We start from the raw sequence: 25,703 nt of genomic DNA, 5'->3' as shown, positions 1-25,703 counted from the left end.
AATTATGATTTATTTCTTTTGAAATGATTAAGATTTTCATAAGAATCGTCAATTCTGGGGTTTTTTTATCATAAGTAAAAAAACCATCGCTAATCCCATGCAGGAGAAAAGTACAGACTTTATTTCATATAGTTTTGTTAAATAACAGCCAATTATTGCTCCTGATATAAAAAATAGTATTATAATGAGATATTTTACTCCAACCTTTAGCTCTTCCGTTTTATTGGAGCTGCAATATCGGAAGAAATGCTCACTGGCGCTCCTCAGATTCCCTGTGCACATGGTAGAAGCATAGGCATTTCCGTTAAATTTCCTAAAACTCTGTGCCTGAAGGGAACATACAAAGGATACCAGAATAATAGCCAGGGCATCATATCTTCCCCCTGGTAGAAAAGCCACTACCATTAATGCAACAAATTCTATGGCAATGGCAATCTGTCTCCAGTGCACTGTATAGTTTCTTTTAAATCTGCTTTTTATTAACTCAACAAAAAAGATTCCTGCAAAAAAAGTTATAATGGGCACAAAATAGTGAAGTGCTTTAAAGAAATTGCCCTGTGCCAGCTGGATTCCCAAAAGCACCATATTTCCGGTCTGTGCATTGGCAAATACCTGACCCCTGCAGACGTAAGTGTAAGCATCCAGGTATCCCCCAACAACTGCCAGCAGAATTCCGACCAGATAAGACTCTGACATTTGTTCTTCTTTATTCAATAACATGGTTTCATTCCTGCCTTTCTCAAATCATTTAATGTCCTTATGTTTAAAATAGCTTTTTAACAGCACAGAAGTCTGAGATATGCCGTAATCTTTTATGCGCCCTAACAGGGACTCCAGCTGACTGGAGTTTTCCACGGAAACCCGAAGCAAAGAATTGTGCACCCCTATAATGTGATGATGCTCAATAATAGCATCCGTTTCTTCACAGAATTTACAAAACAGGTCATATTTTTTAGGATACACATCTACATTGACGTAAGCTGAAATGCCTTTTCCCATTTTGGATAAGTCAAGTTCAGCTGCATATCCGGTGATAACCCCTGCCCCTTCCAGCCTCCTTATTCTTTCCGTAACAGCAGGAGAAGTAAGTCCTACCTTTCCTCCAATTTCTTTAATCGTACTTCGACCGTTTTTTTGTAAAATGTTTATAATATTTAAATCTGTATTATCCATTCATTATCTCCATATTTTCTCATCACTTTATTATTTTAAGTTATCTCTTGTATTACTTAATTTTATTAATCATTTTTATTATAACAAATTGTTTCATGTATGTACACAATTTAATTACAGGGTTATACTTGTTACTATCATTAAGGCAAAACAACAACTTAGTTTTTATTATACAACTATTTAGAGCAAATTAGGTTATTAAAATTTAATATTGGAGGTAATAATATGGAAAAAATTAATCAGGCAATTACAGGTATTTGTTCTTTCTCAAAGTTTCCAATCTGTATGGATTTAGATAATCTGGGTGATGCCCATATGGCGGTTTTAGGCGTTCCTTATGACTTAGGGGTTGGCTTTCTCAGCGGTGCCAGACTGGGTCCCGCAGAATCCGAGAAGCTTCTACTCAATACGCCAAAGGGCCTGCAGGATTTTATGATTTTGAAGATGATGAACAATATCTTGCATCTCCTTTAAAAATCGTGGACTGCGGCGATGCAGACATCCTTCAGGGTGATCTTGATTATTCCTTTCAAAGTATAGAGTACGCTGTAAGAAAAATTATTGAAAACGGAACCATTCCCATTATTATGGGAGGAGATCATTCCATAACCATTCCCGTAGGCAGAGCACTTGAAAGTGTTGGTGAAAAAGTAAGCATTATTCAGTTTGATGCTCACCTGGATTGGACAGATCATGTGGGTCCCCAGTCCTATGGAAATGGCAGTCCTATGCGTCGGTTATCAGAAATGGATCATATTGACAAAATGGTTCAGATTGGGTTACGGGGAATTGGCAGTGGTAAAAGATCCGATTATATGGATGCAAAAAATTATGGAAGCCAGCTGATTTCTGCCAGAGAAGCCCATGAAATCGGGGTTGAAGGGGTATTAAAGAAAATTCCTAAAGCCGATAAATATTTTATTTCCTTTGATATAGATGGATATGATATGTCTATTGCTCCTGGAGTGGCATCTCCATATCCTGGGGGACTCTTTTACGATCAGGTTATGGATATTTTTAAGGGAATCTGCAAGATGGGTAAAATCGTGGGAATAGATATGGTTGAAGTTGCCCCCAATACGATCCTTCCGGCATTACAGTAAGACTTGCTGCTTTAACTTTAATCAATATGATGGCACAACTTGGAAAGCTTCAATTAATCATATGAGTCTTTGTCGTAAAATAACAGGTTTTGCACAAAATTGACGTTGTATAATTCTCTTAATACAAGCCTACAAGGCAAAAATATAATCTGTACTATTGTATTATGCTACTAATACAATAGTACAGATTTTTACTTTTTACAAAAATTCTATAAATTCGACATTTCAAAAATTTATTAAGAATAATTAAAGAATTTTGGGTAGATAAAAATTTTTCAGAAATAAATATTGAAATTAGCCGATGCAGGAGAGAAAATAAGAATTTTTATCAATAAGAATATCCACTCCCAATTTGCGGAATATTTCTGCATTGCCGGGGCAGTTAATAATGGCGGCCAGACGTTTTATACCAAAGAGATCTTTACACAATTGGCAAAAAACAAAGTTTACAGAATCATAATCAGATACAGCAATTACACTGTCAAACTTTTTTACATTTGCTTCTTCTAAAGTGACAATGTCTGTGTTATCCGCATTAAGTACTGTAAGCTCTTCATATTGATCTGCCAACTGCTGGCAATAATCCATATCTGTGTTTAAGACAGTTATACTATGCCGATTTTGAAGCAATGTATGTATAATATTGCCGGACAATTTAGTATCACCGGCCAATAAAATTTTCATATAATTTTCTCCTTTTCTAAAATATCCATCCATAAATCGAAGATGCATATAGACTGAATCCCAAGTTCCTTATATACCATCTTACGCTTAGGGTCCCTGAGACCTGATAAAACATGTTCAACGTGAAACACATCCTTTGCTATTTTTGAAATAAACAAATTTAAGACATCATCTCCTGTAACAGCAATTACTGTATCGGCTTTTTCCACTCCAGCTTCTATTAACACTTCCGCATCATTCGCATCCCGGTTTAAAAAATCCCCCCCAAAATAAACCGGAAGTTTATCGAAAGCAGCACTATCTTTATCAATCACCGTTACACCGTTTTCCTCTTCATATAGTTTTTCAGCTAAAATAGCTCCTAAGACACCGCATCCTACAACAACCACATTGTGGGTGTCTTTTATTAGTCCAAACACCTTATCCTCTCCTTTCTAAAATATATTTAGTATGAAACAGTTTTACACTGAATAACAGCTATTTTTATCAGCAAACAGCATATCGCAGAACCAACAAAAAATCCATATTTACCGCATCAAGATTTCCTCCCCTGCATTAAGATTAAATAAGGTTAAGGATTTACATATAATTTCTTTTTTATATTTTATATCTTAATGCAATCTTAATATCATAAGAGAAATTATAATGCTATTCTCATTTTTCTTATGTTATACTGTTTTTAAAAAGAAAGGGGCAGATTTCAATGGTTATCCAGCAAACAAATTCCTATTCACTGTTAGAACAGCTTTCCACTTTACCCACAAGGAAAAAGCGGGGTATACTGAAAATCTATTTTGGTTATGCTGCCGGAGTAGGTAAAACCTGCGCCATGCTAAATGATGCTCAAGAGGCCCAAAAAAACGGAATTGATGTAGTTGCTGGTTATATTGAACCCCATTTTCGTCCGGAAACCATGTCTCTGGTAAAAGGACTGGAATCATTACCGTCCCTTAAGCTATCCTATAAAGGGGTTCTCTTAAATGAATTCGACCTGGACCGTGCTCTGCAGAGAATGCCATCCCTGATTCTTGTAGATGAACTGGCCCACACAAATGCCGCTGGCTGTCGTCATAAAAAAAGATATCAGGATGTAGAAGAACTGCTGCAGGCTGGTATAGATGTATATACTACAATCAATGTCCAGCATATTGAAAGTCTCAATGATATTGTTGAATCAATCACTGGTGTCTATGTGCGTGAACGTATTCCCGACAGCGTATTTGATTGCGCAGATCAAATCGAACTGGTGGATATTGAACCAGATGAACTGATAGACCGCCTGAACAGAGGAAAAATCTATCAGGAAGCCCAGGCCCACAGGGCACTGACCAACTTCTTTACCAAAGAGAGGCTGGTAGCACTGCGAGAAATTGCTTTGCGCCGTACCGCAGATCACGTGAATAAAATTGCTGCCCAGAATGAAACCTTAAATAACAGTAGTCCCTACACAAATGAGCATATTTTAGTATGCCTCTCATCTGCAGCCTCTAATGCAAAGGTTATACGAACAGCTGCAAGAATGGCCGGTGCTTTTCACGGCCTCTTTACGGCATTGTTCGTAGAGACCTCAGATACAAAAGATATGGAGGGCAATAACAGAGAAGTACTGCAGGAAAATTTGAGACTGGCTGAGCAGCTTGGTGCACAAATTTCAACAGTATGTGGTGATGATATACCCACCCAGATTGCGGAATATGCAAAAGCCAGCCGTGTTTCAAAGATTGTTATAGGGCGCTCATCCCGTGCCAAAAGATTGCTGAAATCAAATTATGTGGATAGGCTTACAGAATTGGCTCCAAATGTTGATATTTATATTATTCCTGATACGCAGCCATCTCTCCGGATTAATACGCTGAAATTCTCAAAACCTTCAAATCTGTCCCTTGCTGATACAGGTAAATCAGTTTTGCTTTTATTTCTCTGTACCTTGGTGGGCTTTCTCTTTGATTCGCTGAATTTTAGCATAGCTAATATTATAACGGTTTACATATTAGGGGTTCAGCTGAATGCTGTAATTACCAAAGGTCGGCTTTATAGCGCTGTATCTTCCGTATTAAGCGTGCTGATATTAAATTATTTCTTTACGGAACCACGCTTTTCTCTGCAGGCCTATGATCCAGGCTACCCTGTAACTTTTCTGGTTATGCTGGCAGCCTCTTTAATAACCAGTACCCTGACAAAACGGGTAAAGGGCCAGGCACACCAAACGGCACAAAAAGCTTTCAGGACGGAAGTACTTCTGGAAACTAGCCGTAAACTCCAGCAGGCTAAAGATAAAGACGATATTCTGAGTGAAACAGCCCAGCAAATGATAAAATTATTAGACAGAGCTGTAATCTTCTATCCTTCCAGAGAAAACACCTTAGGTGAGCCACTGATATTTTCCAATGCCGATACATCAGATGCTCTTTTGTATTATACCAATGTGGAAGAGCGTGCAGTAGCTGAATGGGTATTCAAAAACAACAAGCGTGCAGGAGCCACTACAAACACCTTATCTGCTGCTAAATGCCTATACCTTGCTGTTCGGGGAAACAGCACAGTATTTGCTGTAGTGGGTGTTGCCATGGATAAGGATGCTCCTTTGGAAATATTTGAAAAAAGCATATTGATTGCGATGCTGGGAGAATGTGCTTTAGCTTTGGAAAAAGAGGATCTGAATGAAACACAGAAACAGATTTCCATAAAAATGCAGCAGGAACAGCTTCGGGCCAACCTGCTTCGGGCCATATCTCATGATTTACGGACTCCCCTCACAAGTATATCTGGTAATGCTGGTATTCTTATGGGAAATTCAAAAGTTTTAAGTGACTCCCAGAAGCAAGGTCTTTATACGGATATTTATGATGATTCCATGTGGCTGATTAATTTAGTAGAAAACCTTCTGTCCATAACCCGAATTGATAACGGTACTTTAAATTTAGGTATGCAGCCTGAACTTCTGGAAGAAGTAATCGAAGAAGCACTGCTCCATATTAACCGGAATAGTGTGGATTACCATATAAATACCTTTTTAAGTGATGATCTTTTAATGGCAAAGATGGATTCCCGTCTAATCATTCAGGTAATTATCAACATTATAGATAACGCTATTAAGTACACACCAAAAGGTTCCAACATTACCATCACAGCAAACAGAGATGGTCCATTTGTCCGTATAGAAATAGGGGACAACGGTTCAGGCATTTCAGACCAGTCAAAATCCAAACTATTTGATATGTTCTATACAGCAGATAACATCCGTGGGGATGGCAGACGTGGACTAGGATTGGGACTTTCTCTATGTAAGTCCATCATCAACGCCCATAATGGAATCATTTATGTGAAAGATAATGTCCCTCAGGGTACAGTATTTGGCTTTACCTTGCAGGCAGAGGAGGTAAATGTACATGAATAAACCTTTAATTTTAGTTGTGGAAGACGATAAAGCCATTCGCACCCTGATTACTACAACTCTGGAAACCCAGGGATACCTTTATCACACAGCCGAAACAGGTGAAGCTTCTATATTTGAATCGGTGTCTAAACCACCGGATATCATTATCTTAGATTTAGGACTTCCTGATATGGATGGTGTTGATATTATTAAAAAAATACGGTCATGGTCAAATACTCCAATAATTGTTGTCAGCGCCCGTAGTGAAGACAAAGATAAAATTGATGCGCTGGATGCTGGTGCAGACGATTATCTGACAAAGCCCTTCAGTGTTGACGAACTTCTGGCAAGACTCCGTGTAAGTCTCCGCCGGATCCGTTATGATAATGAAAAATTACTTAAAGATTCAACTACCTTTACCAATGGTACGCTGAAAATTGATTATGCTGCAGGATGTGTCTGGCTGGATGATGAAGAGATTCATCTTACACCCATTGAGTATAAGCTTCTTTGTCTTCTGGCTAAAAATGTGGGCAAAGTTCTGACTCATAATTTTATCCTGCACGAAATATGGGGAAACTACACCAGCGATGTCCCTGCATTACGAGTTTTTATGGCAACCCTTAGGAAGAAAATCGAAAGACACTCCTCAAATTGTAAATATATTCAGACCCATATCGGGGTTGGATACCGTATGCTGCGGGTTTCCGATGACAGTAAATATATTTAGCTGGATTCTAAACTAAATATCGTAAAGATATACACTTGTGATCCGTGCCAAAAATGGCACGGATTATTTTATTACTTCCATTAATTATAAGAAATTCATTATAAAACCGTATCTTAATACCATTTTAATTCTCCCTAAGAAACCCTAACACCAAACTAATGGAGGAAATGCTACACTGTATCAAAACCTAATTGAGACAGGAGGAATAAACATGGATTTTTTAATGCTTGGAGTTTTAACCGTTGGTTATCTGCTGATCAAGCTTTTTACAGACTGGTGCGGGCACCAGATAGAAAAGTCATAAAGGAGGTGCTTTATTATGATATTTCTTGGAATTCTGATTATTGCACTGGGAGTGTACTTATTATACGCCTTGCTTAATCCTGAAAAATTTTAAAAGAAAGGTGGAGCTAACAAATGCTACAAATTATTTTGGTACTGGCAATTTTTATTGCCCTTATCATACCTACAGGAAAATACTTATATCATATTGCAACAAATCAACATACCTTTGCCGATCCCATATTTAACCGGATTGATAATGGGTTTTATCGTGTATGCGGTATTGATAAAAAAGAAATGGGTTGGAAGCAATATGCATTAGCTATGCTTGCAACTAACGCCATAATGGTTATGGTTGGTTATTTTATTTTGCGGCTTCAATCTCTTCCGTTTTTAAACCCCAATGGTGTCGGTGGAATGGAGCCCAGTTTGTCCTTTAACACGATTATAAGTTTTATGACCAATACAAACCTTCAGCATTACTCTGGAGAGTCCGGACTTTCTTATTTAAGTCAGATGGCGGTAATAATCTTTATGATGTTTACCTCTGCAGCCACAGGCTTCTCTGTTGCCATGGCTTTCGTTCGAGGCCTGGCGGGAAAAACAAAAACAATGGGGAACTTTTACGTGGATCTTATCCGGATTATAACTCGGGTTTTGCTGCCTCTTTCCCTCATTGGAGGATTGATTCTTGTGTCTCAGGGCGTGCCTCAGAATTTACTGGCTAACATTACAGTCAAGACTATTGAAGGTACTTCCCAGGACATTGCTATGGGGCCTATGGCTTCTCTTGAAATCATTAAGCACCTGGGTACAAACGGCGGTGGATTTATGGGTGCTAATTCATCTTCACCCTTTGAAAATCCCAATGTAATCACCAATATGGTGGAGATGCTTTCCATGATGCTGCTTCCTGGTTCCTGTATTATCGCCTTCGGTCATATGGTATGCAATGGTAGAAATAGAGCCAAAAACGGCAAAGCAAAAAAAATCTTCATTGGCAGAGAAGCAAAACCGATCTTTGCAGTAATGTTAATCATTTTTATTATTGGGCTTGCTGTATGCTTTACAGCAGAAAGCACTGGAAACCCTTTGCTTGAAAAAGCTGGCTTAAGTCAGAGCATGGGCAATATGGAAGGTAAAGAGGTTCGGTTAGGAATTGCCCAATCTGCACTATTTACCACAGTTACCACGGCCTTTACCACTGGAAGCGTCAATAATATGCATGATACATTAACGCCTTTAGGTGGAGCCGTGCCTTTAATGAATATGATGCTTAATGTAGTCTTTGGCGGCAAGGGCGTTGGGCTTATGAATATGATTTTATACGCAATTCTTGCTGTGTTTATCTGTTCACTAATGATTGGGCGGACCCCGGAATATTTAAACAAGAAAATAGAAGGAAAAGAAATGAAACTAGCTGCCTTGGGAATCATCATTCATCCCCTGCTGATTCTGGCCTTTTCCGCACTGGCAGTGGCTGTCCCTGCCGGACTAAGTGGAATCTCGAATCCCGGTTATCACGGTCTGACCCAGGTTCTGTATGAATATTCATCTTCTGCTGCCAACAATGGTTCTGGTTTTGAAGGATTAGGAGATAATACATATTTTTGGAATATTTCTACAGGACTGGTGATGTTCTTTGGCCGCTATCTGCCTATTATTATACAGCTGGCCATAGCAGGATCTCTGATGATGAAGCAGCCAGTCAGCGAATCTATGGGTACCTTAAAGACAGATACAAAAACATTTACCCTGTCACTTCTTATGGTAGTAATCATTTTCGCTGCACTGACATTCTTTCCTGCGATGGTATTAGGTCCTATAGCAGAGCATTTAACACTGTGGAGTTAAGGAGGACAGTTTTATGAATAAAGAATTAAAAACAAAATTTGTTACAAAGGATATTTTAAAATCTTCCATAAAAGGAGCATTTATAAAATTAAATCCATTATATATGATAAAAAATCCCGTTATGTTTGTGGTTGAAACAGGATTTATCATAACCCTGCTCCTTTGTTTTTCCCTGGTCTTTTCGGTGATGAAGGGAATAATCTGAGATTTTATAACGGCATAGTATCTGCTATACTTTTCGTTACCGTACTTTTTGCCAATTTTGCAGAAGCGGTAGCAGAAGGCAGGGGTAAAGCCCAGGCACAAAGTTTAAAAAATACCCAGAAAGATATGCAGGCCCGGATTGTAAATGCTAGCGGTATAGAAAACATTATAAATGCAAACTCCTTAAAAAAGGGTGATATTATCCTTGTAAAGGCGGGAGAGATTATCCCCAATGATGGGGAGATCATTGAAGGTATTGCCTCCGTAGATGAATCCGCCATTACCGGAGAATCTGCTCCCGTACTAAAGGAAACCGGAGGCGATTTTGCATCCGTTACCGGAGGTACAACTGTAGTAAGCGACTGGCTTAAAATTCAGGTTACCTCAAACCCTGGGGAATCTTTTCTTGACCGGATGATCTCTTTGGTAGAAGGAGCTTCCCGTAAAAAAACACCCAATGAAATCGCATTGAATACCTTGCTTGTAAGCCTGACTATCATCTTTCTTATTGTCATTGTGTGCCTATATCCCATTGCTGCCTATAGCGGTGTGCAGCTTCAGATTTCAACTTTGATAGCCCTGACAGTATGTTTAATTCCAACCACTATCGGGGGTCTGCTGTCTGCCATAGGCATAGCTGGCATGGACAGGGTTACACGTTTTAATGTCATAGCCATGTCAGGGAAAGCTGTAGAAGCCTGCGGTGACGTGGATACCATGATTCTTGATAAGACAGGTACCATTACATACGGAAACCGTATGGCTTACCAATTTATTCCCGTAGAAAATGTAAGCAAACAAGATTTAATCCGTTATTCTGTTATCTGCTCCCTGAAAGATGATACTCCTGAAGGCAAATCAGTAGTAGAACTTGGGGAAAGATTGAGTGCAAATCACTATAAAGACATACAGGGTATGGAGTTCATTGAATTTACAGCGCAAACACGTATGAGTGGCGTAAATCTCCCTGATGGGACCAAAATACGCAAAGGTGCCTATGATTCCGTTAAAAAATATATACAGGAACTTAAGGGCCAGATACCTAAAGATTTAGATAGTAAAGTTAATGAAGTTTCCAAATTTGGGGGCACTCCTCTTGTAGTTTGTTCAGGAAATCAGATTTTCGGCGTTATTTACCTAAAGGATACAATCAAACCTGGACTTGTGGATCGGTTTGCAAGGCTTCGCTCCATAGGGATCAAAACCGTCATGTGTACCGGAGATAATCCGCTTACTGCAGCCACTATAGCTCAGGAAGCCGGTGTTGACAGCTTTATTGCAGAATGCAGGCCTGAGGATAAGATTAAGGCCATCAAAGCAGAACAGTCTCAGGGTAAAGTTGTAGCCATGACCGGTGATGGCACAAACGATGCACCCGCACTGGCACAGGCAGATGTTGGGATCGCTATGAACAGCGGAACCTCTGCTGCCAAAGAAGCCGCTAACATGGTTGACTTAGATTCTGATCCAACCAAAATACTTGATGTGGTGGAAATCGGCAAACAGCTTTTGATTACCCGGGGCTCCCTGACAACTTTCAGTATTGCAAATGATGTGGCTAAATATTTTGCCATTATTCCTGCCATGTTTATGGCAGTCATTCCCCAACTGAAAGTGTTAAACATCATGGGGTTATCAACTCCTTACAGTGCCATACTCTCCGCTTTGATTTTCAATGCCATCATTATCCCATGTCTGATTCCTCTTGCCATGAAGGGAGTTCGATATAAGCCCCAGCGCTCGGAGAAAATGCTGGCTCACAATATGCTGATTTATGGCCTGGGAGGAATTATTGCTCCTTTTGCAGGCATAAAAATCATCGATTTAATTATCACCCCATTGTTAATAATTATAGGCTTATAAAACAGCCTTCTAAGGAGTTTATCATGCATAATTTTTTTGAACAAATTGGTATGTTGGCAATAGCCTTTATAATACTCTACGGATACAAGAGAATACTGGAATACTATGAACTTAAGTATTCCGCCTCCGCTAAAAATATAAAGCATTATAAATCTGTAGATGATTATATCCATGAAGCAATAAACGATGATACTTCTGACTAATTAATTACTGCTAAATATTTCACACTATAATCAGACTAGGAGGTCTCATAATGAGTAATTTATTGAAAGGAATAAAAAAGCCCTTTTTAGTGACATTGGCTTTACTTTTAATTTGTGGTCTGGCCTACCCTTTGTTTCTTACTGGTATCAGTCAGGTAATTTTCCCAAAACAGGCCAATGGCAGTTTGATAACTGCAGATAACAAGACTGTAGGCTCTGTGCTTATAGGGCAGGATTTTACAGATGAACGTTTCATGAAATGTCGGCCATCTGCAGTAAATTATAATACTTATACCGTGGAAGACAAAAAAGATGGAAAGTATACTGGTATTAGTTCAGGGTCAAAAAATTACGGACCTACCAATCCAGAACTTTCTAAGCGTGTAAAGCAGGACATCTCTGAGTTTTTAGCAGCAAATCCATCTGTTAAGAAAGAAGATATCCCTACTGATTTATTAACAGCGTCTGGTTCTGGTCTCGACCCGCATATAAGTCCGGAATCCGCCGATGTACAAATACCAGCACTGGCCCAGTCAACGGGCTTATCGGAGAGCCGCCTGAAAGAAATTGTAAGGAATAGTTCTCAAAGCAAGTTTCTTGGAGTATTTGGTGAAGATACTGTAAACGTACTAAAGGTGAACCTGCAAATTTCTAAAGACTTAAACCTCATAAAGACTATAAAATAAAACAAAGGTCAGTTTAAAAATGATATGCCCTCCTCTTCTAGGTAGACAAGTGAAATAATAAGATGACTTGTTGCTTAGGAGGGAGTACATGAAATCTTTTATACTGTTGGTGCTACCGTGATTATCATTTTTACTTAAATCCCGGTAGCTTTTTGCATCTTTACCCGTTAGTTTTGACACATTGTTAGCTTTTTTATTGAAATGGCTACCATAAAGTTTCAACTTTCATAAAACACGGTAGTTTTTGCGGAAAATGCTACCGTGTTTTTTGTTTTTTTATAATTATAAGAGCAAAAAACTTATTCCTGTTTTTTACTCTCCTATTCAAAATTTGGTGGCCTGAGTTTGGCTGTTTAATATCGTAATCAGCATAAAAAAGGGGCTGTCGCAAAATATCAGTCATTTGCAACAGCTCCATATAGTTAAATTTATTTATTTAATTCTTCCAGAAAAATCTCTGCCATATTGCATTTAACAGGGAATCCTATATCCTTTAAGGTTTTGGTGAGCGCATCCAGAACATTCTTCATATCTTCTTTATTTGCATTTTCTCCCATATGCCCAATTCGGATAACTTTACCCGCTAAAATGTCAAAGCAACCTGAAATCATAACATTATATTTTTCTTTCATAGTTTCCAGAATCTGTTTATCTGTAAAACCTGCTGGAACCTTGATAACCGTTACTGTATTGGAATATCCCTCTTCAAGATAGAGTTCCATCCCCCCTGCCAGAACGGCCTTTCTGGTAGCTGCTGCAATCTTTTCATGCCTTTCCAAAATGCCTTTGTCAGCCATAACATTGTCCACTGCTGCACGCAATCCATATATATCGCTGATTGGCATGGTATATGGAAACCATTTTTCTTTATAATAATTTTTAAAAGTTAAAATATTTGCATAAAATGATGCTATTGGAGTCTTTCGATTTTCCATAGTTTCTATGGCTTTATCACTTACCCACAACATTGTTAATCCCGGAGGAGCTGACAATGCCTTCTGGGAACCCCCACACAAAATATCAATTTTGCTTTCATCAATATTTACGTATTCACCAAACATACCTGCAACAGAATCTACTACCGTTAATATTCCATAAGATGCAAGCAAGTTGCAGATACCTTTTATGGGGTTCAGCACGCCACTTGGAGTATCGCAGTGTACAACTGTGGCATATTTAAAATCAGAATCCTTTTTCAGAAATTCTTCCAACTTGGATACTTCAACAGGCCTGTGATAATCAGAAACAAAAGATACTGCTTCACCGCCATACATTGTTACAAAGTCTGCAAAACCTTTTCCAAAGATACCATTATCTATAACTAAAACCCTGTCGCCCTTCTCTGTTAAAGAAGCACATGCTGCTTCAAGGCCTAAAATCCCTTCCCCACCTAGAATGTATACATTATTTTTTGTATACATAAGCTGAGCTAAACGATCACAGGTTTCTTTATAAAATTCACAAAATGCTGGGTCTATATCGGGATTGGTGGTTTCCAGGCTTCTTGCCATACGTACGTTTTCCCTCACGTTAGTAGGCCCTGGTGTCATTGTTTTGTACATATATTACCTCCCTGCTATCTGGCAAATTTCTTTATACGATCTACAATTGGAAGAACGATAATTCCTGCTACTACAATCTGCATAACGTTCCCTGGAACGGATCCAAAAGGCTGAATCCAGTTTCCGTATAAAATTACTTCTGCAAAATAATACCCCACAACCTTTATGATAAGTGCGGCAATTATTGCAATAGTATTGACCACAACTGGTTTGAAGTTTAATTTTTCAGTAATGATCCCTACAGTAAATCCTATAAATCCAACAATAACAAAAGTAAAAGGTGCCCACGCAGTCCACCCAGAGATAAGGTCAAACATACCCATTCCAAAGGCCCCAGCTAAAGCTCCTGTTTTTTTGCCATAAACCATAGCTGCAATAAATAGTGGAACATTGCCCAGGTGGATCAGTCCTCCATTGCCCATCATAAATGGCAGTCTGATATTAATAAACATTGTTGCCGCCAGCGTTAGTGCAATAAATAACGCATTTATTACTAATGTTTTGGTTGTATTTCTCGTAGCTGAAACTGACTGTGTATTTGTACTCATTGCATTTCCCTCTTTCATATATAAAGTAAAACTATTTCTCTCTATATATTACTCTATAAGTGATAATGTTGGAATATGCAATTTCAATTATTTTAATATATACAGTTTGTTAATTTACTCTGTTATTATAAAACTGTATACCTGTAAATCAATAAAAAATAACCTTTTCAGTTAATACCGAAAAGGTTATTTTTTTCATATTACAAATTTTTGTTAAGTTTAAAGAGTCATAGCCAGATCCAGCGGAATATAGGTGGTACCGTTTTCCTCTACTGGCGCAAAATTCATTTTCACTTCTGTTGCCTTACCACCTTTTGTTACTATACAGCTGTCCTTACCCATTGTAAAGCTATAGGATGAAGTCCCGTTGGTCAATACGATAGGGTTTTTCGTTCCAGTCCATTTAATGGTATATCCCTTGGCATTTGCTGCATCACGAAGGGAAATCTCAGGAACAAAAGGCCCTCCAAGCTTTTCAGCCTTTCGACCGAATCTGTCCATCATGAAGAATAATAAGTTATCATATAAATGATCTGCATCTTTACATGCCTTTTCAGAAATCTGCATATGTAAATCGGTTACATATTTTTTTGCTTTAGCTGGATTTTCTGCATACAGTTTAATCATTTTCTGTTCTGCTGCCTTCATGTCATTATATTGATTCTGTTCATAGTATCTCCAGTAATCTCTTACTCCCTGACCATAAAAGCTCCTGTTCTGTTCTGCTAAAGTACAGATTCTCTTAAACTTCCAGTAAGCCCCATCCGGATTGTAGTTTGCCCCATCTACTTTATATGCTTTATAAGTATCTGTGATACCACTGAAGCTTGGCAGGAATACAGAATGCTCTGCATTACCGAAAGCAAGCCACTGTAATGCTGAAATTTCTCTAGGATAATTATCCTTAATCTGAATCACGTGTATCTGTGACTGTCGTTCCACTCCAATTACTCTTAAACCTTCATTTCCTGGAAGAGATGCATCGTATTTTGTTCCTTCATATCTGTTACGAAGTACGTTCATAACGTCCAGGGCAGAAACTTTCTTAGCTGGGTCGTAGAATAAAGGATATAAAGTGTCGGTGTTGTAATCACTGACTGTTGCAGGGGCCAGTAACTTATGTCCCATCCATGTACGCATATTGGAATAGTCTTCTCTTGGTTCTCCGAAAGTAGCAGCAAGATGTACCTTTCCATCTACAAGTTTGGTCCACTTGTTTGCATCTGCAGTTTTAAATAAATCTTTCTGATACATTAGGTTGTCTTTGTCTGCAGGATCTACAGGACCAATCATAAACTGGTTACCAAATACAGCCACCTTATCTGCAGGCATTTTCTGGGCAGCCCATAAATGTCCACTGTAAACTTCAAAAATCCAGGCTTCTTTCTGGTCAGCAATCATAATAACATTGCCTTCCTCGGAGCCATATTTCTCGATGATACTTGCGAGTCTTTCTACGCCTTCTTTTGCAGTTTTACAAGTAGATGCAACAATCCCTGTAAGAACAGCTTCTCTCAGACCTCCTTCAACGAAAGGATCCACCTTTTCAACTTCAGGTTTAGGAGAAGCAGAAACTGTTCCTGTTATACTTAAGCCGTATTCATTCGTACAAGCTCCCATATAAGGACCGTCTCCGGCGTCTGAGTTATCAGGAATCATTGTGTACTTATACGTAGTTGCTGGTAATGGATATGAAAATCCCTGTACATCATTTATTGTACGTCCAGGTACATTTTCAACTCTGTCTGTAACAAGAAACATTTTGTTATAGGCTCCTGTACCCTGATCTTCACTTCTTGCAAGAATTGTACTTCCATCATCACTTACATTCTTACCAACGTATACCGCTGTGCATGCAAATGCACTTGTTGTGCCAAGTAGTAGAGCTACTACCATAGCTAAAGCTAAAACTCTAAACTTTTTCATCTTTTCTCTCCTCTTCAAGTTGATACACTAATAGAAATTAACTTTGATATATTGTATTTTACATTTTAAGTAAAAATGAGTCAAAGTATTCCATCAAAATAGACTAAATTGTATGAAAAAAAGAGCAATTCTGTATATTTTCTTGCTCCAAAAAAATAAAAACCACTGCTTAAATAGCAGTGGTCTGTATTATCACTTTACTTCATTACCATAAGTGTTATAAAAGTCCGGTCTTTCCGGGTGCTTCCTCCAATCTCTTTGAGCACTACTTTGCCCTTTCCTCTGAGTACCAGCTTATCTCCCTCATTAACCAGTTTTTCAACCTTTTCTGTCTGCAGATTATTTACAAAGACTAAACCTTTTTTTACTGCTTCTGCTGCATTAGTCCTTGATATTCCAAAGGCTGCAGCAATTACATTGTCCAGCCTGAGGGAAGCTACTGTATCACTTTTTTCCTGAACAAGGCCTTCTGGAATAATAATGTTGTTTATATCTTCCACCGTAAGCTCTAAATAGGTCCGGCCCGCTTTGCCGTAACTGGTCAGCAGAAAGTCTGTCATCTCCCGGAGAATAATAATATCTGCTCCACCATCTGTTACCAATATATCCCCAATTGCTTCTCTTTTTATCCCCAGTCCGGTCAGAGACCCCAGGTAATCCCTGTGGGACAGCTGTTTGTATCCGTTATGTTTAGCCCGTATTAATACTAAAGGGTTATCCTGCCCATTGGTTAAAAAGTATTCCTGCAAGTCATCTTCCGTCTCTGCTCCAATATAATCCGGAGTAAAAACAGTAACTCTGCGTTCTGCATCGGCATATCCTCCATAGAAAAAACCTTTAACCTCTGGATTATTTCTTAATATTCTTTTACAAAGAGTCTGCTGTCTCATGTCCAGAAACCCCGTATTTGTTATCATGTAATTGTGCTGGCACTGATTGCTCTTATCTTCAGCCATGGCAATTGTCAGTTTGTCTTCGTTCATACGCTCCTCTATACTGGTTATCTCATTAAACTTGTTTACAATATTTTTCTTGTGGTATAATATTTTCTGATGACTATTATTACCCTGCTTCCTGACAAATTCATTTCAGGAATCTGGACAAGTCATATATAGTAAAATATAGAATGAAAGGAAGTAATACTATGGAATATAAATTTAAACCCCGGGGAGTCTGTTCTCAAAGCCTGTCTTTTGAAATTGAAGATAATAAGCTCAAAAATGTAAGCTTTTATGGGGGCTGCAATGGGAACCTCAAAGGTATAGCAACCCTGGTAGAAGGCATGCCTATTGATCAGGTAAGGGATAAGCTGTCCGGTATAAAATGTGGATACAAAACTACATCCTGCCCTGACCAGCTGGCACAGGCTCTTAATCAGATTTTAGACCCTAAAGAATAATAATGCTTCATTTCCTCTTCAGGTACCATACTACCACCGGTCGCCCACAAAATGTGAGTGGCCGTATTTATTTTATCTGTTAACCCGTATTGTTCTAAATAATCCTGATTTTGCATAACTCTTGCAATGGTATCAAAGGTTGCACAAGCGGAAGGTTCGATGTAAATTCCTTCTGTATCTGCCAAGGCTCTTAAATAATCATAAAGCTTATAATCGTCTATAGTAGATATACCATCTATCAAAGTTTCCAGTGTCTTTCCCACCAGTCTGGATGCTCTTCCCACAGCCAGTCCATCAGCGGCTGTTTTTCCATCCAGTCCAATATCTTCAACGGAAATTCCGTCATGTAACCCAGTGGACATACCTAATACCATGCAGGGAGCATGGGTTGGTTCTGCAAAGAAACAATGCGCATTGTCGCCAAATACTTTTTTTATCCCGTAGGTAACCCTCCCGGAGCGCCCCCTACGCCACAAGGTATATACACGAACAAGGGATGATTGGAGTCTACAGCTACATTTAAATCTGTCAGCTGTTTCTCAAGCCTTTTCCCTACCGTTGCATATCCAAGGAACAGGTCCAAAGACCCTTCATCATCCACAAAATGACACAGGGGATTGCCTGCTGCCTCTTTTCGCCCCTCTGCCACAGCTTTTTGATAGCTGTCGGGATATTCCACAACCTTTGCCCCCCTTGAACGCAATAAATCCTTTTTCCATTGCCTTGCATCGGAAGACATGTGAACAGTCACATCAAATCCAAGCTTTGCACTCATTATTCCTATGGACAATCCCAAGTTTCCTGTAGAACCCACAGCCACGCTATATCTGCTAAATAACTCTTTAAACCTGTCTTCTGCCACAATTTCGTAGTTATCATCCTTCTGAAGCATTCCTGCTTCCAGTGCTACATCCTCTGCAAATTTTAGTACCTCATGAATACCGCCCGGGCCTTAATGGAGCCTGACACAGGCAAATGGCTGTCACATTTTAAAAGCAGCTTTCCCCCATGTTCATATCCAAGCATTTCTGATAATTCCTTCTGCATGTTTGGAATTTCTTTAAGTGGTGATTCGATGATACCGCTGCTTTTTTGAGTTTCTGGAAATACCTTTTTTATATAAGGTGCGAACCGCTGTAGTCGTGCCTCTGCTTCGTCAATATCTCTCTGAGTGATGTTTTCGTCAAAAGTATTTTCCATTCCTCTGGGGTTAATCCAAATTATCTCTTTTGCTTCCATCAATGCCTGTACCGTTTCATTAAACTTCCCCGTTTCCTTTAACTTATTTAACATTGAAACCTCCCAAAATTTAGCATACAATTAAAGAGTGTATTAATCTTTAGTAGTGCATACATTAATATCATACAAGCGGCTTCGCAGTATGATTCAATGAACTCCTGCCCGTAGCCACACTGGTTTAGTTAATTGAGTTCATTATATCATAGTAAGGAGAATAAAATGGGTACATTTTTGTTTAAAATATTTATAAAGAATTATGATTGCACCAATGATCCTGAAGTCCGGCAAAAATATGGCCTACTGGCTGGAATTGTGGGTATTGTTTCCAATGCAGCATTATGCATCATGAAGGTTCTGGCAGGGATTTTTACAAACAGTATTGCTATAATTGCTGACGGAATAAATAACCTGGCAGATGCCTCTTCGTCTATTATCACCCTAATCGGGTTTAAATTGGCGGCACTTCCAGAAGATGAAGGCCATCCTTACGGACATGCCCGAATCGAATACCTTACAGGACTTTTAATTTCTGTAATTATTATTGTCCTGGGACTTCAGCTTTTAAAAACATCTTTTAGCAAGGTTTTGCACCCAGAACCTATGCAGTTTAGTTATATAACATTAATTATTCTGGCTGCAGCCATAGGCGTTAAAGTCTGGCAGTCCAGATTTTACATTTCTGCAGGTAAAAAGATTAATTCCGTAGCCTTGGCTGCCACTGGCACTGATAGCAGAAATGACGTTATTTCTACTAGTGCTGTATTTATCAGCATCATTATCAGTCAGCTTACGGGACTCCAGCTGGATGGTTATATGGGTTGCCTTGTGGCATTATTTATTATGTGGTCTGGGATTCAGCTAATCCGCGAAACTTCAAGTCCCTTGCTTGGGGAAGCCCCTGATCCTGAACTTGTCCAAGCCATCTTAAAAGGCGCCGAATCCTACAGCGGTGTCATAGGAACCCACGATTTAATGGTACACAACTATGGGCCCGGCAGATTTTTTGCTTCCATACACATAGAAGTTGATGCAGACCGTGATATCATGGAAAGTCATGATATGGTGGATAACATAGAAAAATCATTAAGCGAAAGTCTTAATATTAAATTAACAGTCCACATGGACCCAGTTAAACTGAATGATCCTCTTACCGAACAGCTCCGTAGCATTTTAGAAGAAACCATCGCTCCTCTGGAAGGGGTTTATGGTATACACGATTTAAGATTAATTCCGGGACCAACTCATACAAATATAATCTTTGATATGGTCCTGTCCTCAGAATGCAAATTAAAGCAATCAGAAATCCAGTCCATAATAAATAAGCAGGTTAAAGATATGAACAAAAACTATTACGTCCATATTACCTTTGATAAAGCTTATATATCGTCTTAATTTTATAAGTTATTTCTTTATTATTTTTACAAATAAAGTAGACATTTTCTATAAGGTAAAGTATAATCAAGGCAAATTATTGAAGTTTATTAAAAAAGAAAGGAAATGAAATGATATGAAAAAATATGTATGCCAGATATGCGGATATGAATATGATGGAGATACTCCTTTTGAAGAACTTCCAGATGACTACGAGTGTCCTGTCTGCGGGGTGGGAAAAGACCAGTTTGAGGAGCAGGATGCATGATAACAATAGCTGAAAACATCTATAGCGTAGGGATTGTGGACAAGGATGTACGAATATTCCATGGATATTTTACTCCTATTGGAACCACATATAACTCTTTTCTGGTAATTGATGAAAAGGTTACCCTTATTGACTTTGTAAAAGAAAAATTCACAGATGATTTCTTAAAAAATATAGAAGAAATCCTTCAGGGAAAGACTATCGATTATATCATCTGTAACCACGTTGAGCCTGATCATAGTGGTGCCCTGCCAGGAGTTATGGAAAAATACCCACATGCCATGATTTACGGGACCGCCAACTGCGAAAAAGGTTTAAAAGCTTATTATCCCCATGCTAAATATGATTTTACCGTTGTAAAGTCTGGGGATAGTTTGAACACTGGTAAATTTAATTTTAAATTTATACCTATGCCTATGGTGCACTGGCCAGATAGTATGTCTACTTATCTGGAAGAAGAGAAAATATTATTTTCCAATGATGCCTTTGGGCAACATACTGGTACGGGTGAAATTTTTGATACTGAAAAAGGATTGGACAAGTTCATTGACCGAGCGGCGGATTATTACGCAAACATTGTTCTGCCTTTTGGTATTCAGGTGGCTAAATTAATTCAGGCTGTTTCAGGCTTTGAAATCAAAACAATCTGCCCATCCCATGGGGTTATCGTAACAAAGTATATTCCTGAAATAGTTCAAAAATACATTTCCTGGAGTAAAAATGAAACAGATGATCAAAGGGTTTTAATTGTTTATGATACTATGTGGGGAACAACAAAAAACTGGCGTTGCAACTGGAAGCAGAATATGCGGCTAAGGGATTCCTTGTTGAAGTTGTAAACCTGTCTGAAGAGCATTATTCCCATGCCATGTCAAGAGCTCTGGAGGCCAAGTATATATGTGTAGGATCACCTACATTAAACAATACCATGTTGCCTTCCGTAATGGCTTTTCTTACTTACATGAAAGGTTTAAAGCCAAAAGGAAGAATTGGGAAAGCCTTTGGTTCTTACGGATGGAGCGGAGAATCTATTTCACAGATTAATGATTTATTATTGTCCTGTGGATTTGAAACAGAAGAACCTTTAAAGGTTGTCTGGAATGTATAGGTACAAATAAAAATGCCTCCTGCTGGTTTTTTAACCAATGGAGGCATTTTAATTTTCATAAATTATAAAAATTTTTATTCTTATTCCAGACTCTCCCATGTTACAGGAGTCACTTGTACTGTAGCCACACCCGTTCGGGATTTAAGCAGGACAAAAGCCCAGTTTGCAGTCTGGTTTATTGATAAAGCAAAATTCATACTGTCATCAATGGATCCGTTGGCTTGGAAATAATCAGTTCCATTAACACTGATTTGTAAAGAAGAGTCCACAGAAGCTCCTGAGGTGACAATCTTAATAAGAAACGTTACTTCTTTTTTCGTGCCTGACAGGTCAATAGGAGTGCTGAAGGCTGGACCGCTTACTGGTAGATTTATCGTTTCTGTAGCATAAACAGTCTGAATCCCCTTAACATAATTAATAACTAATTTAGGCCAGGAACCACTGTTTGGATATCTGGTATTTCTAAATCCAACTACAGCGTCTTTTGTTTCATCCCCTGTGATAACCAAACCGTTATTCGGAATCGTGTCAGTATACCATCCGTTAACCAGATTTGTCACATCTACATTCATTATGCCATAAAATCCTGCAGCAATATTGGCAGTAGCATCTGCCGTATCAGGAAAAGTAGGCTGGGTATTCCATGTGACGAAGGACTGGCTAAAGACTGTGAAGGCTCTGCGAATGGACAATTCAACGCTACCCGTTGGGATCTTATTGTCAAACAGGTCAAGTTGCAAACTGGCTGATTTAATAGTACTGGCTTTAGGAACTATATTATTTGTACAGCACAAATCAAATTCAAATTGTATCAGGGACCTGTAAATATCTCCTGGCCCATTGAACCTTCCTGCATATAAAAACGGTGAATCGCAAAAGTTATCATCCGGATAATATTGTGAAACGTATACATTCTGTGATGGAATCATACTACATGTTAACATTCTATTCTCTTCTTTCTTATTTTATATGATTTTTAGTTTATATATAATATGAAAAACATATGTATGTTACACCACAATAGTCCTATTGCTCCAGTCTGGGTTCAATTACTGACCGGATAGACCTCACCCTTTGCATCCATGAATTCTGCCTGGCGAAATGGATTCTTTTTTCTCTTTGTATGGCATCATCATTATTTAAGCAAAGAGTAATATTATCATAAAATTCCTGATATGTTTTCGAAGTTTTAATCGTTTCAATCCTGCATTCTTCCAGATCAGTTGTTATAACAGGTTTGCCTGCGCTTAAGTATTCATACATTTTGATGGGATTACATGCTGAAGTTAATTTATTTTTTAAAAATGGAATAATACACACGTCAAAACACTGCAAATAATCCGGTAAAACTCCATAGTCTTTTTCTCCCAGATAAAACAAATTCTCCCGTTTTACTGGAAACTCCCGTAATTTAAAAAGCGGCCCGATTATGACTATAGAGAATTGATTTTTTTCCGCAAGAAATTTAATCAGTTTCCAGTCTATCCAGTCTGCTACTGCGCCAAAATAACCTATGACAGGACCTTTTATGTTTCTGATGTCATCAGGTTTATCACAAAATATATTTGTTGCGGGTGCGAAATGATTAAAATCAGCTCCATTCTGGCAGAAATAGGTTTTATCTTTATATCCCCGATTAAATTCATATAGCTTCTGTGAAGTAACAAAATAAAGTCTGCGTCTTGTCTGAGCTGGTCGATTCCTCTTTTCCAGTGTTTAAACTGTTCTTCCGGATAATCAATGCAGTCAAATATAATTAAATCTTTTTCGAACTTAGTCATCTGTTTATATAATGGAGGGTACGAAATCCAGAGTACTCTTTTATTTTCTTTAATGAATGGGGGAGGAATTCTATTATAGCTGTAGAAATTTTCCTTTATTTCAATAACTTTCTGAACCTGAGAATTAAGATTATATAGAGTTGCCCTGTATCCCTGATTAGCAAACTCACTTAATATTTGATGTGGTCTTTGAATCATTAAATTCCTAAAGGTATTAGGATAAATAATCTCAAACAGCTAATCACTTCCCCTCCTTATTTTTCAGTGCCTTCTCCATTTCTTCCAGCGCTTTTTCGGCTCTATGGTGCCATGAATTATTTTTGGCCAGTAAAATTCTCTCATTTTTTCTTTCTTCGTTTTCTTTGTCTAATAAAGCAATCCTCATTTTCTGGTTAAATTCCTCTTTTGTCCTTCCAACATAGATTTGACTATATTGGCTTGTTTCAGGCATATCCGTTGTAATAACCGCTTTGCCTGCACTTAAATATTCATACATTTTGATAGGATTACACCCTTCAATCATTGGTGTAACTTTAAATGGTATCATGCAGACATCAAGCCATTGAAGGTATTCCGGGAGCTGCCAGTAATCCTTCCTACCCAGGTAGTAGATATTATTTGCTTTAACAGGATTTCTAAATTTATCATATAGTGGTCCTATCATTACAAAATTAAAGTGTCTGTTCTGATTACTGATATAGCGGATTAGGTCCCAGTCAACCCATGTAGCAAGAGCCCCATAATATCCTATGGTAGGTCGGTTATTTTTAGGAAAATCCAGTGGCTTCTGTGCAAATACCTTTTGTGCTTTGCTAAAATGGTCATAATCCGCCGCATTTGGGCACATATGAACATTATCATGCCGTTGTGTATGATAATCATACAATTTTTTAGCAGTTGTAAATATAATATCTGATTTACTGGATAACTCATTTACGTCTTTTGCCCAGTATTCGAATTCTCCTGCCGGTTCATCAAGCGCATCAAATACTACTAGGTCTTCGTTGAACTTACCCACATACTGTACATGCATAGGATAAGTAATCCACAAAACAACAGGCCCCTCTACGCCAATATCCTTTAATGGTACTTCTGCCCTGCATACAAAGAAATTTGGATACAATTCAATGACAGGTTCCTGCTGCTTATAAAAATAATCATAATTATAGAAAACAACCCGGTTACCTAGTTCTGCAAAAGCTTTCAGCAACTGCTGAGGTCTTTGATACATCCATTCATAATCTATAGTTGCAGGATAAACTATTGTTAGCATTCTTTACCCTCCTGTAGTTTAATTTATTGCGATACATATGTTGGTCTGATTTTTAAAACTGACTTATATGCAGCTAAGGTCTTCATTGCTGCCACTTCCCATGTATATTGATCGAAAATAAAGTTCTTTAATATTACTCCTTTAGGCATAGTGTATGCAGCTAAAACTGCTTTTTTGATACTTTCTTCTGAAGAAGGATTACAGTACAGTACTTTATCCTGAAAGTATTCCGCTGTTGATCCTATATTGGTGGAAACTATATTACTTCCTGCGAGGCCTGCCTCAAGACTGGCTAGCCCGGAGTTTCAAACCAGCTGGGAAGGACATGTACTTTTGCTGCGGCATAGGCTGAAGCCAGTTTATAGTAAGGCATCTGATCAATAAATAAAGCGTTACTGCCTGCAGCAAATTTACATTGTTTATAATAATCTTCATTGTTATTAGGGCCTATTAATACTACGTTTAATCCTGTACCTTTCAGAGCATTAATTAATGCTAACTGATTTTTTCTACAACTTATTCTTCCTACACATAGAATAAAATCAGTTAGCCCATATTCAGAAATAAAGTTATCAGGTTTCGCATCATAAAAGAATCGGTCCGCACAGTTTGGTATAACGGAATATTGGCATTTTACATTAAAACTTCTTTTTAATACTTCCCATTCGATTTCGCTGTTTGGTAGCAAAATAGCAGCATTATTCAGCATTTCCTCTCGTAAATGGTTATCTCTTTTCCACCATTCAATCCTGGTGGGTGTATTTTTCCCGTTTTTAATATAATCGGACATATCCCAGTAGATTGTTGAAAGTGCATAAGGCTTACCCTGTTTCAAAGCATTTTGGGTAAAGCCATAGGATTCTTTTATTCTGGTAAGATTGAAAATATGAATAATATCATATTTTTCCAGGCTAATATAATCTTTCGTTGAAATATCGACATCTATTCCAATTTTTTCTAAATATTCCTTTGTTTTTTGCATTTGAATGCTGTCTCCCGCCAGATTTTCTTTATAGTCCTTTCTAGTTTGGAAAAGTACATTCAAAATACCACATCCTTCATATGAGTTT

General features: G+C 38.2%; 32 protein-coding genes. 15 read left to right on the top strand and 17 right to left on the bottom strand.

Annotated features, from left to right (window positions below; genetic code table 11):
* Positions 1 to 48: 48 nt before the first annotated feature.
* Together Ami3637_RS07935 and Ami3637_RS07930 are read right to left on the bottom strand one after the other, a co-directional pair.
* Positions 49 to 720, bottom strand: a complete 672-nt coding sequence (locus tag Ami3637_RS07935; RefSeq protein ID WP_243158140.1) for a YoaK family protein — start codon at positions 718 to 720, stop codon at positions 49 to 51.
* Positions 721 to 744: 24 nt separating this feature from the next.
* On the bottom strand, positions 745 to 1,173 hold the full coding sequence (locus Ami3637_RS07930) for an Lrp/AsnC family transcriptional regulator (protein ID WP_162362106.1): 429 nt from the start codon (positions 1,171 to 1,173) through the stop codon (positions 745 to 747).
* A 225-nt stretch (positions 1,174 to 1,398) separates the two neighbouring features.
* On the opposite strand from Ami3637_RS07930, the gene Ami3637_RS18480 reads away from it, so the two are divergent.
* Together Ami3637_RS18480 and Ami3637_RS07925 are read left to right on the top strand one after the other, a co-directional pair.
* Positions 1,399 to 1,647, top strand: coding sequence for a hypothetical protein (locus Ami3637_RS18480; protein ID WP_330586899.1), 249 nt, complete (start codon positions 1,399 to 1,401; stop codon positions 1,645 to 1,647).
* Entirely contained in the window at positions 1,560 to 2,276 is a 717-nt protein-coding gene (locus tag Ami3637_RS07925; RefSeq protein WP_330586925.1) for an agmatinase, read from the top strand. Before Ami3637_RS18480 ends, Ami3637_RS07925 begins: the two co-directional genes overlap by 88 nt.
* 294 nt (positions 2,277 to 2,570) lie before the next feature.
* Here the strand turns inward: Ami3637_RS07925 and Ami3637_RS07920 are convergent, their stop codons facing one another.
* The gene (locus Ami3637_RS07920) at positions 2,571 to 2,960 is read right to left on the bottom strand and encodes a potassium channel family protein (protein ID WP_162362105.1); all 390 of its coding nucleotides are present in this window, start codon (positions 2,958 to 2,960) and stop codon (positions 2,571 to 2,573) included.
* Positions 2,957 to 3,379: an NAD-binding protein gene (locus Ami3637_RS07915; RefSeq protein WP_162362104.1), complete on the bottom strand. Its 423-nt coding sequence runs from the start codon at positions 3,377 to 3,379 to the stop codon at positions 2,957 to 2,959. The genes Ami3637_RS07920 and Ami3637_RS07915 overlap by 4 nt, the downstream gene beginning before the upstream one ends.
* A 284-nt stretch (positions 3,380 to 3,663) precedes the next feature.
* Here Ami3637_RS07915 and Ami3637_RS07910 point away from each other — a divergent pair, with 284 nt between their 5' ends.
* The 8 genes from Ami3637_RS07910 to Ami3637_RS07880 all read left to right on the top strand — a co-directional run bounded on the left by Ami3637_RS07910 (position 3,664) and on the right by Ami3637_RS07880 (position 12,158).
* Positions 3,664 to 6,357: a sensor histidine kinase gene (locus Ami3637_RS07910; RefSeq protein ID WP_162362103.1), complete on the top strand. Its 2,694-nt coding sequence runs from the start codon at positions 3,664 to 3,666 to the stop codon at positions 6,355 to 6,357.
* Entirely contained in the window at positions 6,350 to 7,066 is a 717-nt protein-coding gene (locus Ami3637_RS07905; RefSeq protein ID WP_162362102.1) for a response regulator, read from the top strand. Before Ami3637_RS07910 ends, Ami3637_RS07905 begins: the two co-directional genes overlap by 8 nt.
* A gap of 319 nt (positions 7,067 to 7,385) precedes the next feature.
* The gene (gene kdpF / locus Ami3637_RS19100) at positions 7,386 to 7,463 is read left to right on the top strand and encodes a K(+)-transporting ATPase subunit F (RefSeq protein ID WP_202931123.1); all 78 of its coding nucleotides are present in this window, start codon (positions 7,386 to 7,388) and stop codon (positions 7,461 to 7,463) included.
* Positions 7,464 to 7,483: 20 nt separating this feature from the next.
* Complete coding sequence (gene kdpA, locus Ami3637_RS07895) at positions 7,484 to 9,202, top strand: potassium-transporting ATPase subunit KdpA (protein ID WP_162362101.1); 1,719 nt, start codon at positions 7,484 to 7,486, stop codon at positions 9,200 to 9,202.
* A 13-nt stretch (positions 9,203 to 9,215) separates the two neighbouring features.
* The gene (locus tag Ami3637_RS19240; RefSeq protein WP_330586896.1) at positions 9,216 to 9,407 is read left to right on the top strand and encodes a hypothetical protein; all 192 of its coding nucleotides are present in this window, start codon (positions 9,216 to 9,218) and stop codon (positions 9,405 to 9,407) included.
* Positions 9,365 to 11,269: a potassium-transporting ATPase subunit KdpB gene (gene kdpB / locus Ami3637_RS07890; RefSeq protein ID WP_330586895.1), complete on the top strand. Its 1,905-nt coding sequence runs from the start codon at positions 9,365 to 9,367 to the stop codon at positions 11,267 to 11,269. Before Ami3637_RS19240 ends, kdpB begins: the two co-directional genes overlap by 43 nt.
* A gap of 50 nt (positions 11,270 to 11,319) precedes the next feature.
* On the top strand, positions 11,320 to 11,472 hold the full coding sequence (locus Ami3637_RS07885) for a hypothetical protein (protein WP_162362100.1): 153 nt from the start codon (positions 11,320 to 11,322) through the stop codon (positions 11,470 to 11,472).
* 50 nt (positions 11,473 to 11,522) lie between these two features.
* A complete protein-coding gene (locus Ami3637_RS07880) occupies positions 11,523 to 12,158 on the top strand; it encodes a K(+)-transporting ATPase subunit C (protein WP_162362099.1) in 636 nt (211 codons plus the stop codon).
* A 428-nt stretch (positions 12,159 to 12,586) separates the two neighbouring features.
* Here the strand turns inward: Ami3637_RS07880 and Ami3637_RS07875 are convergent, their stop codons facing one another.
* The 4 genes from Ami3637_RS07875 to Ami3637_RS07860 form a co-directional block, all read right to left on the bottom strand.
* Positions 12,587 to 13,720 (bottom strand): pyridoxal-phosphate-dependent aminotransferase family protein, encoded by a 1,134-nt coding sequence (locus Ami3637_RS07875; protein WP_162362098.1) that lies wholly within the window; start codon positions 13,718 to 13,720, stop codon positions 12,587 to 12,589.
* 14 nt (positions 13,721 to 13,734) lie between these two features.
* A complete protein-coding gene (locus tag Ami3637_RS07870; protein ID WP_162362097.1) occupies positions 13,735 to 14,268 on the bottom strand; it encodes an ECF transporter S component in 534 nt (177 codons plus the stop codon).
* Positions 14,269 to 14,487: 219 nt separating this feature from the next.
* Positions 14,488 to 16,194, bottom strand: a complete 1,707-nt coding sequence (locus tag Ami3637_RS07865) for a C69 family dipeptidase (RefSeq protein ID WP_162362096.1) — start codon at positions 16,192 to 16,194, stop codon at positions 14,488 to 14,490.
* A gap of 197 nt (positions 16,195 to 16,391) precedes the next feature.
* Entirely contained in the window at positions 16,392 to 17,177 is a 786-nt protein-coding gene (locus Ami3637_RS07860) for a YlmH family RNA-binding protein (RefSeq protein WP_162362095.1), read from the bottom strand.
* A 161-nt stretch (positions 17,178 to 17,338) separates the two neighbouring features.
* Here Ami3637_RS07860 and Ami3637_RS07855 point away from each other — a divergent pair, with 161 nt between their 5' ends.
* Complete coding sequence (locus tag Ami3637_RS07855) at positions 17,339 to 17,593, top strand: TIGR03905 family TSCPD domain-containing protein (RefSeq protein WP_162362094.1); 255 nt, start codon at positions 17,339 to 17,341, stop codon at positions 17,591 to 17,593.
* On the opposite strand, the gene Ami3637_RS18470 is transcribed toward Ami3637_RS07855, so the two are convergent.
* The 3 genes from Ami3637_RS18470 to Ami3637_RS18460 form a co-directional block, all read right to left on the bottom strand.
* Positions 17,569 to 17,955, bottom strand: a complete 387-nt coding sequence (locus Ami3637_RS18470) for a hypothetical protein (RefSeq protein ID WP_334297045.1) — start codon at positions 17,953 to 17,955, stop codon at positions 17,569 to 17,571. The genes Ami3637_RS07855 and Ami3637_RS18470 overlap by 25 nt on opposite strands.
* 71 nt (positions 17,956 to 18,026) lie before the next feature.
* Positions 18,027 to 18,485: a D-serine ammonia-lyase gene (locus Ami3637_RS18465; protein WP_330586893.1), complete on the bottom strand. Its 459-nt coding sequence runs from the start codon at positions 18,483 to 18,485 to the stop codon at positions 18,027 to 18,029.
* A 32-nt stretch (positions 18,486 to 18,517) separates the two neighbouring features.
* Positions 18,518 to 18,886: a hypothetical protein gene (locus tag Ami3637_RS18460; protein WP_330586892.1), complete on the bottom strand. Its 369-nt coding sequence runs from the start codon at positions 18,884 to 18,886 to the stop codon at positions 18,518 to 18,520.
* A gap of 165 nt (positions 18,887 to 19,051) precedes the next feature.
* Between Ami3637_RS18460 and Ami3637_RS07845 the strand changes: the two genes are divergently transcribed.
* The 4 genes from Ami3637_RS07845 to Ami3637_RS17405 all read left to right on the top strand — a co-directional run bounded on the left by Ami3637_RS07845 (position 19,052) and on the right by Ami3637_RS17405 (position 21,579).
* Positions 19,052 to 20,224 carry a cation diffusion facilitator family transporter gene (locus tag Ami3637_RS07845; protein ID WP_162362093.1) on the top strand — a complete coding sequence of 391 codons (1,173 nt, stop codon included), beginning with the start codon at positions 19,052 to 19,054 and terminating at the stop codon, positions 20,222 to 20,224.
* Positions 20,225 to 20,339: 115 nt separating this feature from the next.
* Entirely contained in the window at positions 20,340 to 20,471 is a 132-nt protein-coding gene (locus Ami3637_RS07840) for a rubredoxin (RefSeq protein WP_162362092.1), read from the top strand.
* A complete protein-coding gene (locus Ami3637_RS07835; RefSeq protein ID WP_243158139.1) occupies positions 20,468 to 21,310 on the top strand; it encodes an FprA family A-type flavoprotein in 843 nt (280 codons plus the stop codon). The genes Ami3637_RS07840 and Ami3637_RS07835 overlap by 4 nt, the downstream gene beginning before the upstream one ends.
* Positions 21,235 to 21,579 (top strand): flavodoxin domain-containing protein, encoded by a 345-nt coding sequence (locus Ami3637_RS17405; RefSeq protein WP_243158138.1) that lies wholly within the window; start codon positions 21,235 to 21,237, stop codon positions 21,577 to 21,579. The genes Ami3637_RS07835 and Ami3637_RS17405 overlap by 76 nt, the downstream gene beginning before the upstream one ends.
* An 80-nt stretch (positions 21,580 to 21,659) precedes the next feature.
* Here the strand turns inward: Ami3637_RS17405 and Ami3637_RS07830 are convergent, their stop codons facing one another.
* From Ami3637_RS07830 to Ami3637_RS07815, 6 genes are all read right to left on the bottom strand, one after another.
* Positions 21,660 to 22,523: a DNRLRE domain-containing protein gene (locus Ami3637_RS07830; protein WP_162362091.1), complete on the bottom strand. Its 864-nt coding sequence runs from the start codon at positions 22,521 to 22,523 to the stop codon at positions 21,660 to 21,662.
* Between the two features lie 82 nt (positions 22,524 to 22,605).
* On the bottom strand, positions 22,606 to 23,094 hold the full coding sequence (locus Ami3637_RS17400; protein ID WP_330586924.1) for a glycosyltransferase: 489 nt from the start codon (positions 23,092 to 23,094) through the stop codon (positions 22,606 to 22,608).
* A gap of 11 nt (positions 23,095 to 23,105) precedes the next feature.
* Positions 23,106 to 23,558, bottom strand: a complete 453-nt coding sequence (locus Ami3637_RS17395; protein ID WP_243158137.1) for a hypothetical protein — start codon at positions 23,556 to 23,558, stop codon at positions 23,106 to 23,108.
* A 43-nt stretch (positions 23,559 to 23,601) separates the two neighbouring features.
* Positions 23,602 to 24,633, bottom strand: a complete 1,032-nt coding sequence (locus tag Ami3637_RS07820) for a glycosyltransferase (RefSeq protein ID WP_162362090.1) — start codon at positions 24,631 to 24,633, stop codon at positions 23,602 to 23,604.
* Between the two features lie 23 nt (positions 24,634 to 24,656).
* Positions 24,657 to 24,782 (bottom strand): hypothetical protein, encoded by a 126-nt coding sequence (locus tag Ami3637_RS17870; RefSeq protein WP_279286696.1) that lies wholly within the window; start codon positions 24,780 to 24,782, stop codon positions 24,657 to 24,659.
* A gap of 143 nt (positions 24,783 to 24,925) precedes the next feature.
* Complete coding sequence (locus Ami3637_RS07815) at positions 24,926 to 25,678, bottom strand: glycosyltransferase family protein (RefSeq protein WP_162362089.1); 753 nt, start codon at positions 25,676 to 25,678, stop codon at positions 24,926 to 24,928.
* Between the last annotated feature and the right edge of the window lie 25 nt (positions 25,679 to 25,703).

The organism is Aminipila terrae (assembly GCF_010120715.1).
Taxonomy (GTDB): Bacteria; Bacillota; Clostridia; order Peptostreptococcales; family Anaerovoracaceae; genus Aminipila; species Aminipila terrae.
This window is presented reverse-complemented; position numbering and strand designations above follow the sequence as displayed.

Excerpts from the sequence above, each read along its gene's own strand:
- Ami3637_RS07935 (WP_243158140.1), bottom strand. The coding sequence starts at position 720 with ATGTTATTGAATAAAGAAGAACAAATGTCAGAGTCTTATCTGGTCGGA.
- Ami3637_RS07930 (WP_162362106.1), bottom strand. The coding sequence starts at position 1,173 with ATGGATAATACAGATTTAAATATTATAAACATTTTACAAAAAAACGGT.
- Ami3637_RS18480 (WP_330586899.1), top strand. The coding sequence starts at position 1,399 with ATGGAAAAAATTAATCAGGCAATTACAGGTATTTGTTCTTTCTCAAAG.
- Ami3637_RS07920 (WP_162362105.1), bottom strand. The coding sequence starts at position 2,960 with ATGAAAATTTTATTGGCCGGTGATACTAAATTGTCCGGCAATATTATA.
- Ami3637_RS07910 (WP_162362103.1), top strand. The coding sequence starts at position 3,664 with ATGGTTATCCAGCAAACAAATTCCTATTCACTGTTAGAACAGCTTTCC.
- Ami3637_RS07905 (WP_162362102.1), top strand. The coding sequence starts at position 6,350 with ATGAATAAACCTTTAATTTTAGTTGTGGAAGACGATAAAGCCATTCGC.
- kdpF (WP_202931123.1), top strand. The coding sequence starts at position 7,386 with ATGATATTTCTTGGAATTCTGATTATTGCACTGGGAGTGTACTTATTA.
- kdpA (WP_162362101.1), top strand. The coding sequence starts at position 7,484 with ATGCTACAAATTATTTTGGTACTGGCAATTTTTATTGCCCTTATCATA.
- Ami3637_RS19240 (WP_330586896.1), top strand. The coding sequence starts at position 9,216 with ATGAATAAAGAATTAAAAACAAAATTTGTTACAAAGGATATTTTAAAA.
- Ami3637_RS07885 (WP_162362100.1), top strand. The coding sequence starts at position 11,320 with ATGTTGGCAATAGCCTTTATAATACTCTACGGATACAAGAGAATACTG.
- Ami3637_RS07880 (WP_162362099.1), top strand. The coding sequence starts at position 11,523 with ATGAGTAATTTATTGAAAGGAATAAAAAAGCCCTTTTTAGTGACATTG.
- Ami3637_RS07875 (WP_162362098.1), bottom strand. The coding sequence starts at position 13,720 with ATGTACAAAACAATGACACCAGGGCCTACTAACGTGAGGGAAAACGTA.
- Ami3637_RS07870 (WP_162362097.1), bottom strand. The coding sequence starts at position 14,268 with ATGAGTACAAATACACAGTCAGTTTCAGCTACGAGAAATACAACCAAA.
- Ami3637_RS07865 (WP_162362096.1), bottom strand. The coding sequence starts at position 16,194 with ATGAAAAAGTTTAGAGTTTTAGCTTTAGCTATGGTAGTAGCTCTACTA.
- Ami3637_RS07860 (WP_162362095.1), bottom strand. The coding sequence starts at position 17,177 with ATGAACGAAGACAAACTGACAATTGCCATGGCTGAAGATAAGAGCAAT.
- Ami3637_RS07855 (WP_162362094.1), top strand. The coding sequence starts at position 17,339 with ATGGAATATAAATTTAAACCCCGGGGAGTCTGTTCTCAAAGCCTGTCT.
- Ami3637_RS18470 (WP_334297045.1), bottom strand. The coding sequence starts at position 17,955 with ATGTCCACTGGGTTACATGACGGAATTTCCGTTGAAGATATTGGACTG.
- Ami3637_RS18465 (WP_330586893.1), bottom strand. The coding sequence starts at position 18,485 with ATGCTTCAGAAGGATGATAACTACGAAATTGTGGCAGAAGACAGGTTT.
- Ami3637_RS18460 (WP_330586892.1), bottom strand. The coding sequence starts at position 18,886 with ATGTTAAATAAGTTAAAGGAAACGGGGAAGTTTAATGAAACGGTACAG.
- Ami3637_RS07845 (WP_162362093.1), top strand. The coding sequence starts at position 19,052 with ATGGGTACATTTTTGTTTAAAATATTTATAAAGAATTATGATTGCACC.
- Ami3637_RS07840 (WP_162362092.1), top strand. The coding sequence starts at position 20,340 with ATGAAAAAATATGTATGCCAGATATGCGGATATGAATATGATGGAGAT.
- Ami3637_RS07835 (WP_243158139.1), top strand. The coding sequence starts at position 20,468 with ATGATAACAATAGCTGAAAACATCTATAGCGTAGGGATTGTGGACAAG.
- Ami3637_RS07830 (WP_162362091.1), bottom strand. The coding sequence starts at position 22,523 with ATGTTAACATGTAGTATGATTCCATCACAGAATGTATACGTTTCACAA.
- Ami3637_RS17395 (WP_243158137.1), bottom strand. The coding sequence starts at position 23,558 with ATGATTCAAAGACCACATCAAATATTAAGTGAGTTTGCTAATCAGGGA.
- Ami3637_RS07820 (WP_162362090.1), bottom strand. The coding sequence starts at position 24,633 with ATGCTAACAATAGTTTATCCTGCAACTATAGATTATGAATGGATGTAT.
- Ami3637_RS17870 (WP_279286696.1), bottom strand. The coding sequence starts at position 24,782 with ATGCCTAAAGGAGTAATATTAAAGAACTTTATTTTCGATCAATATACA.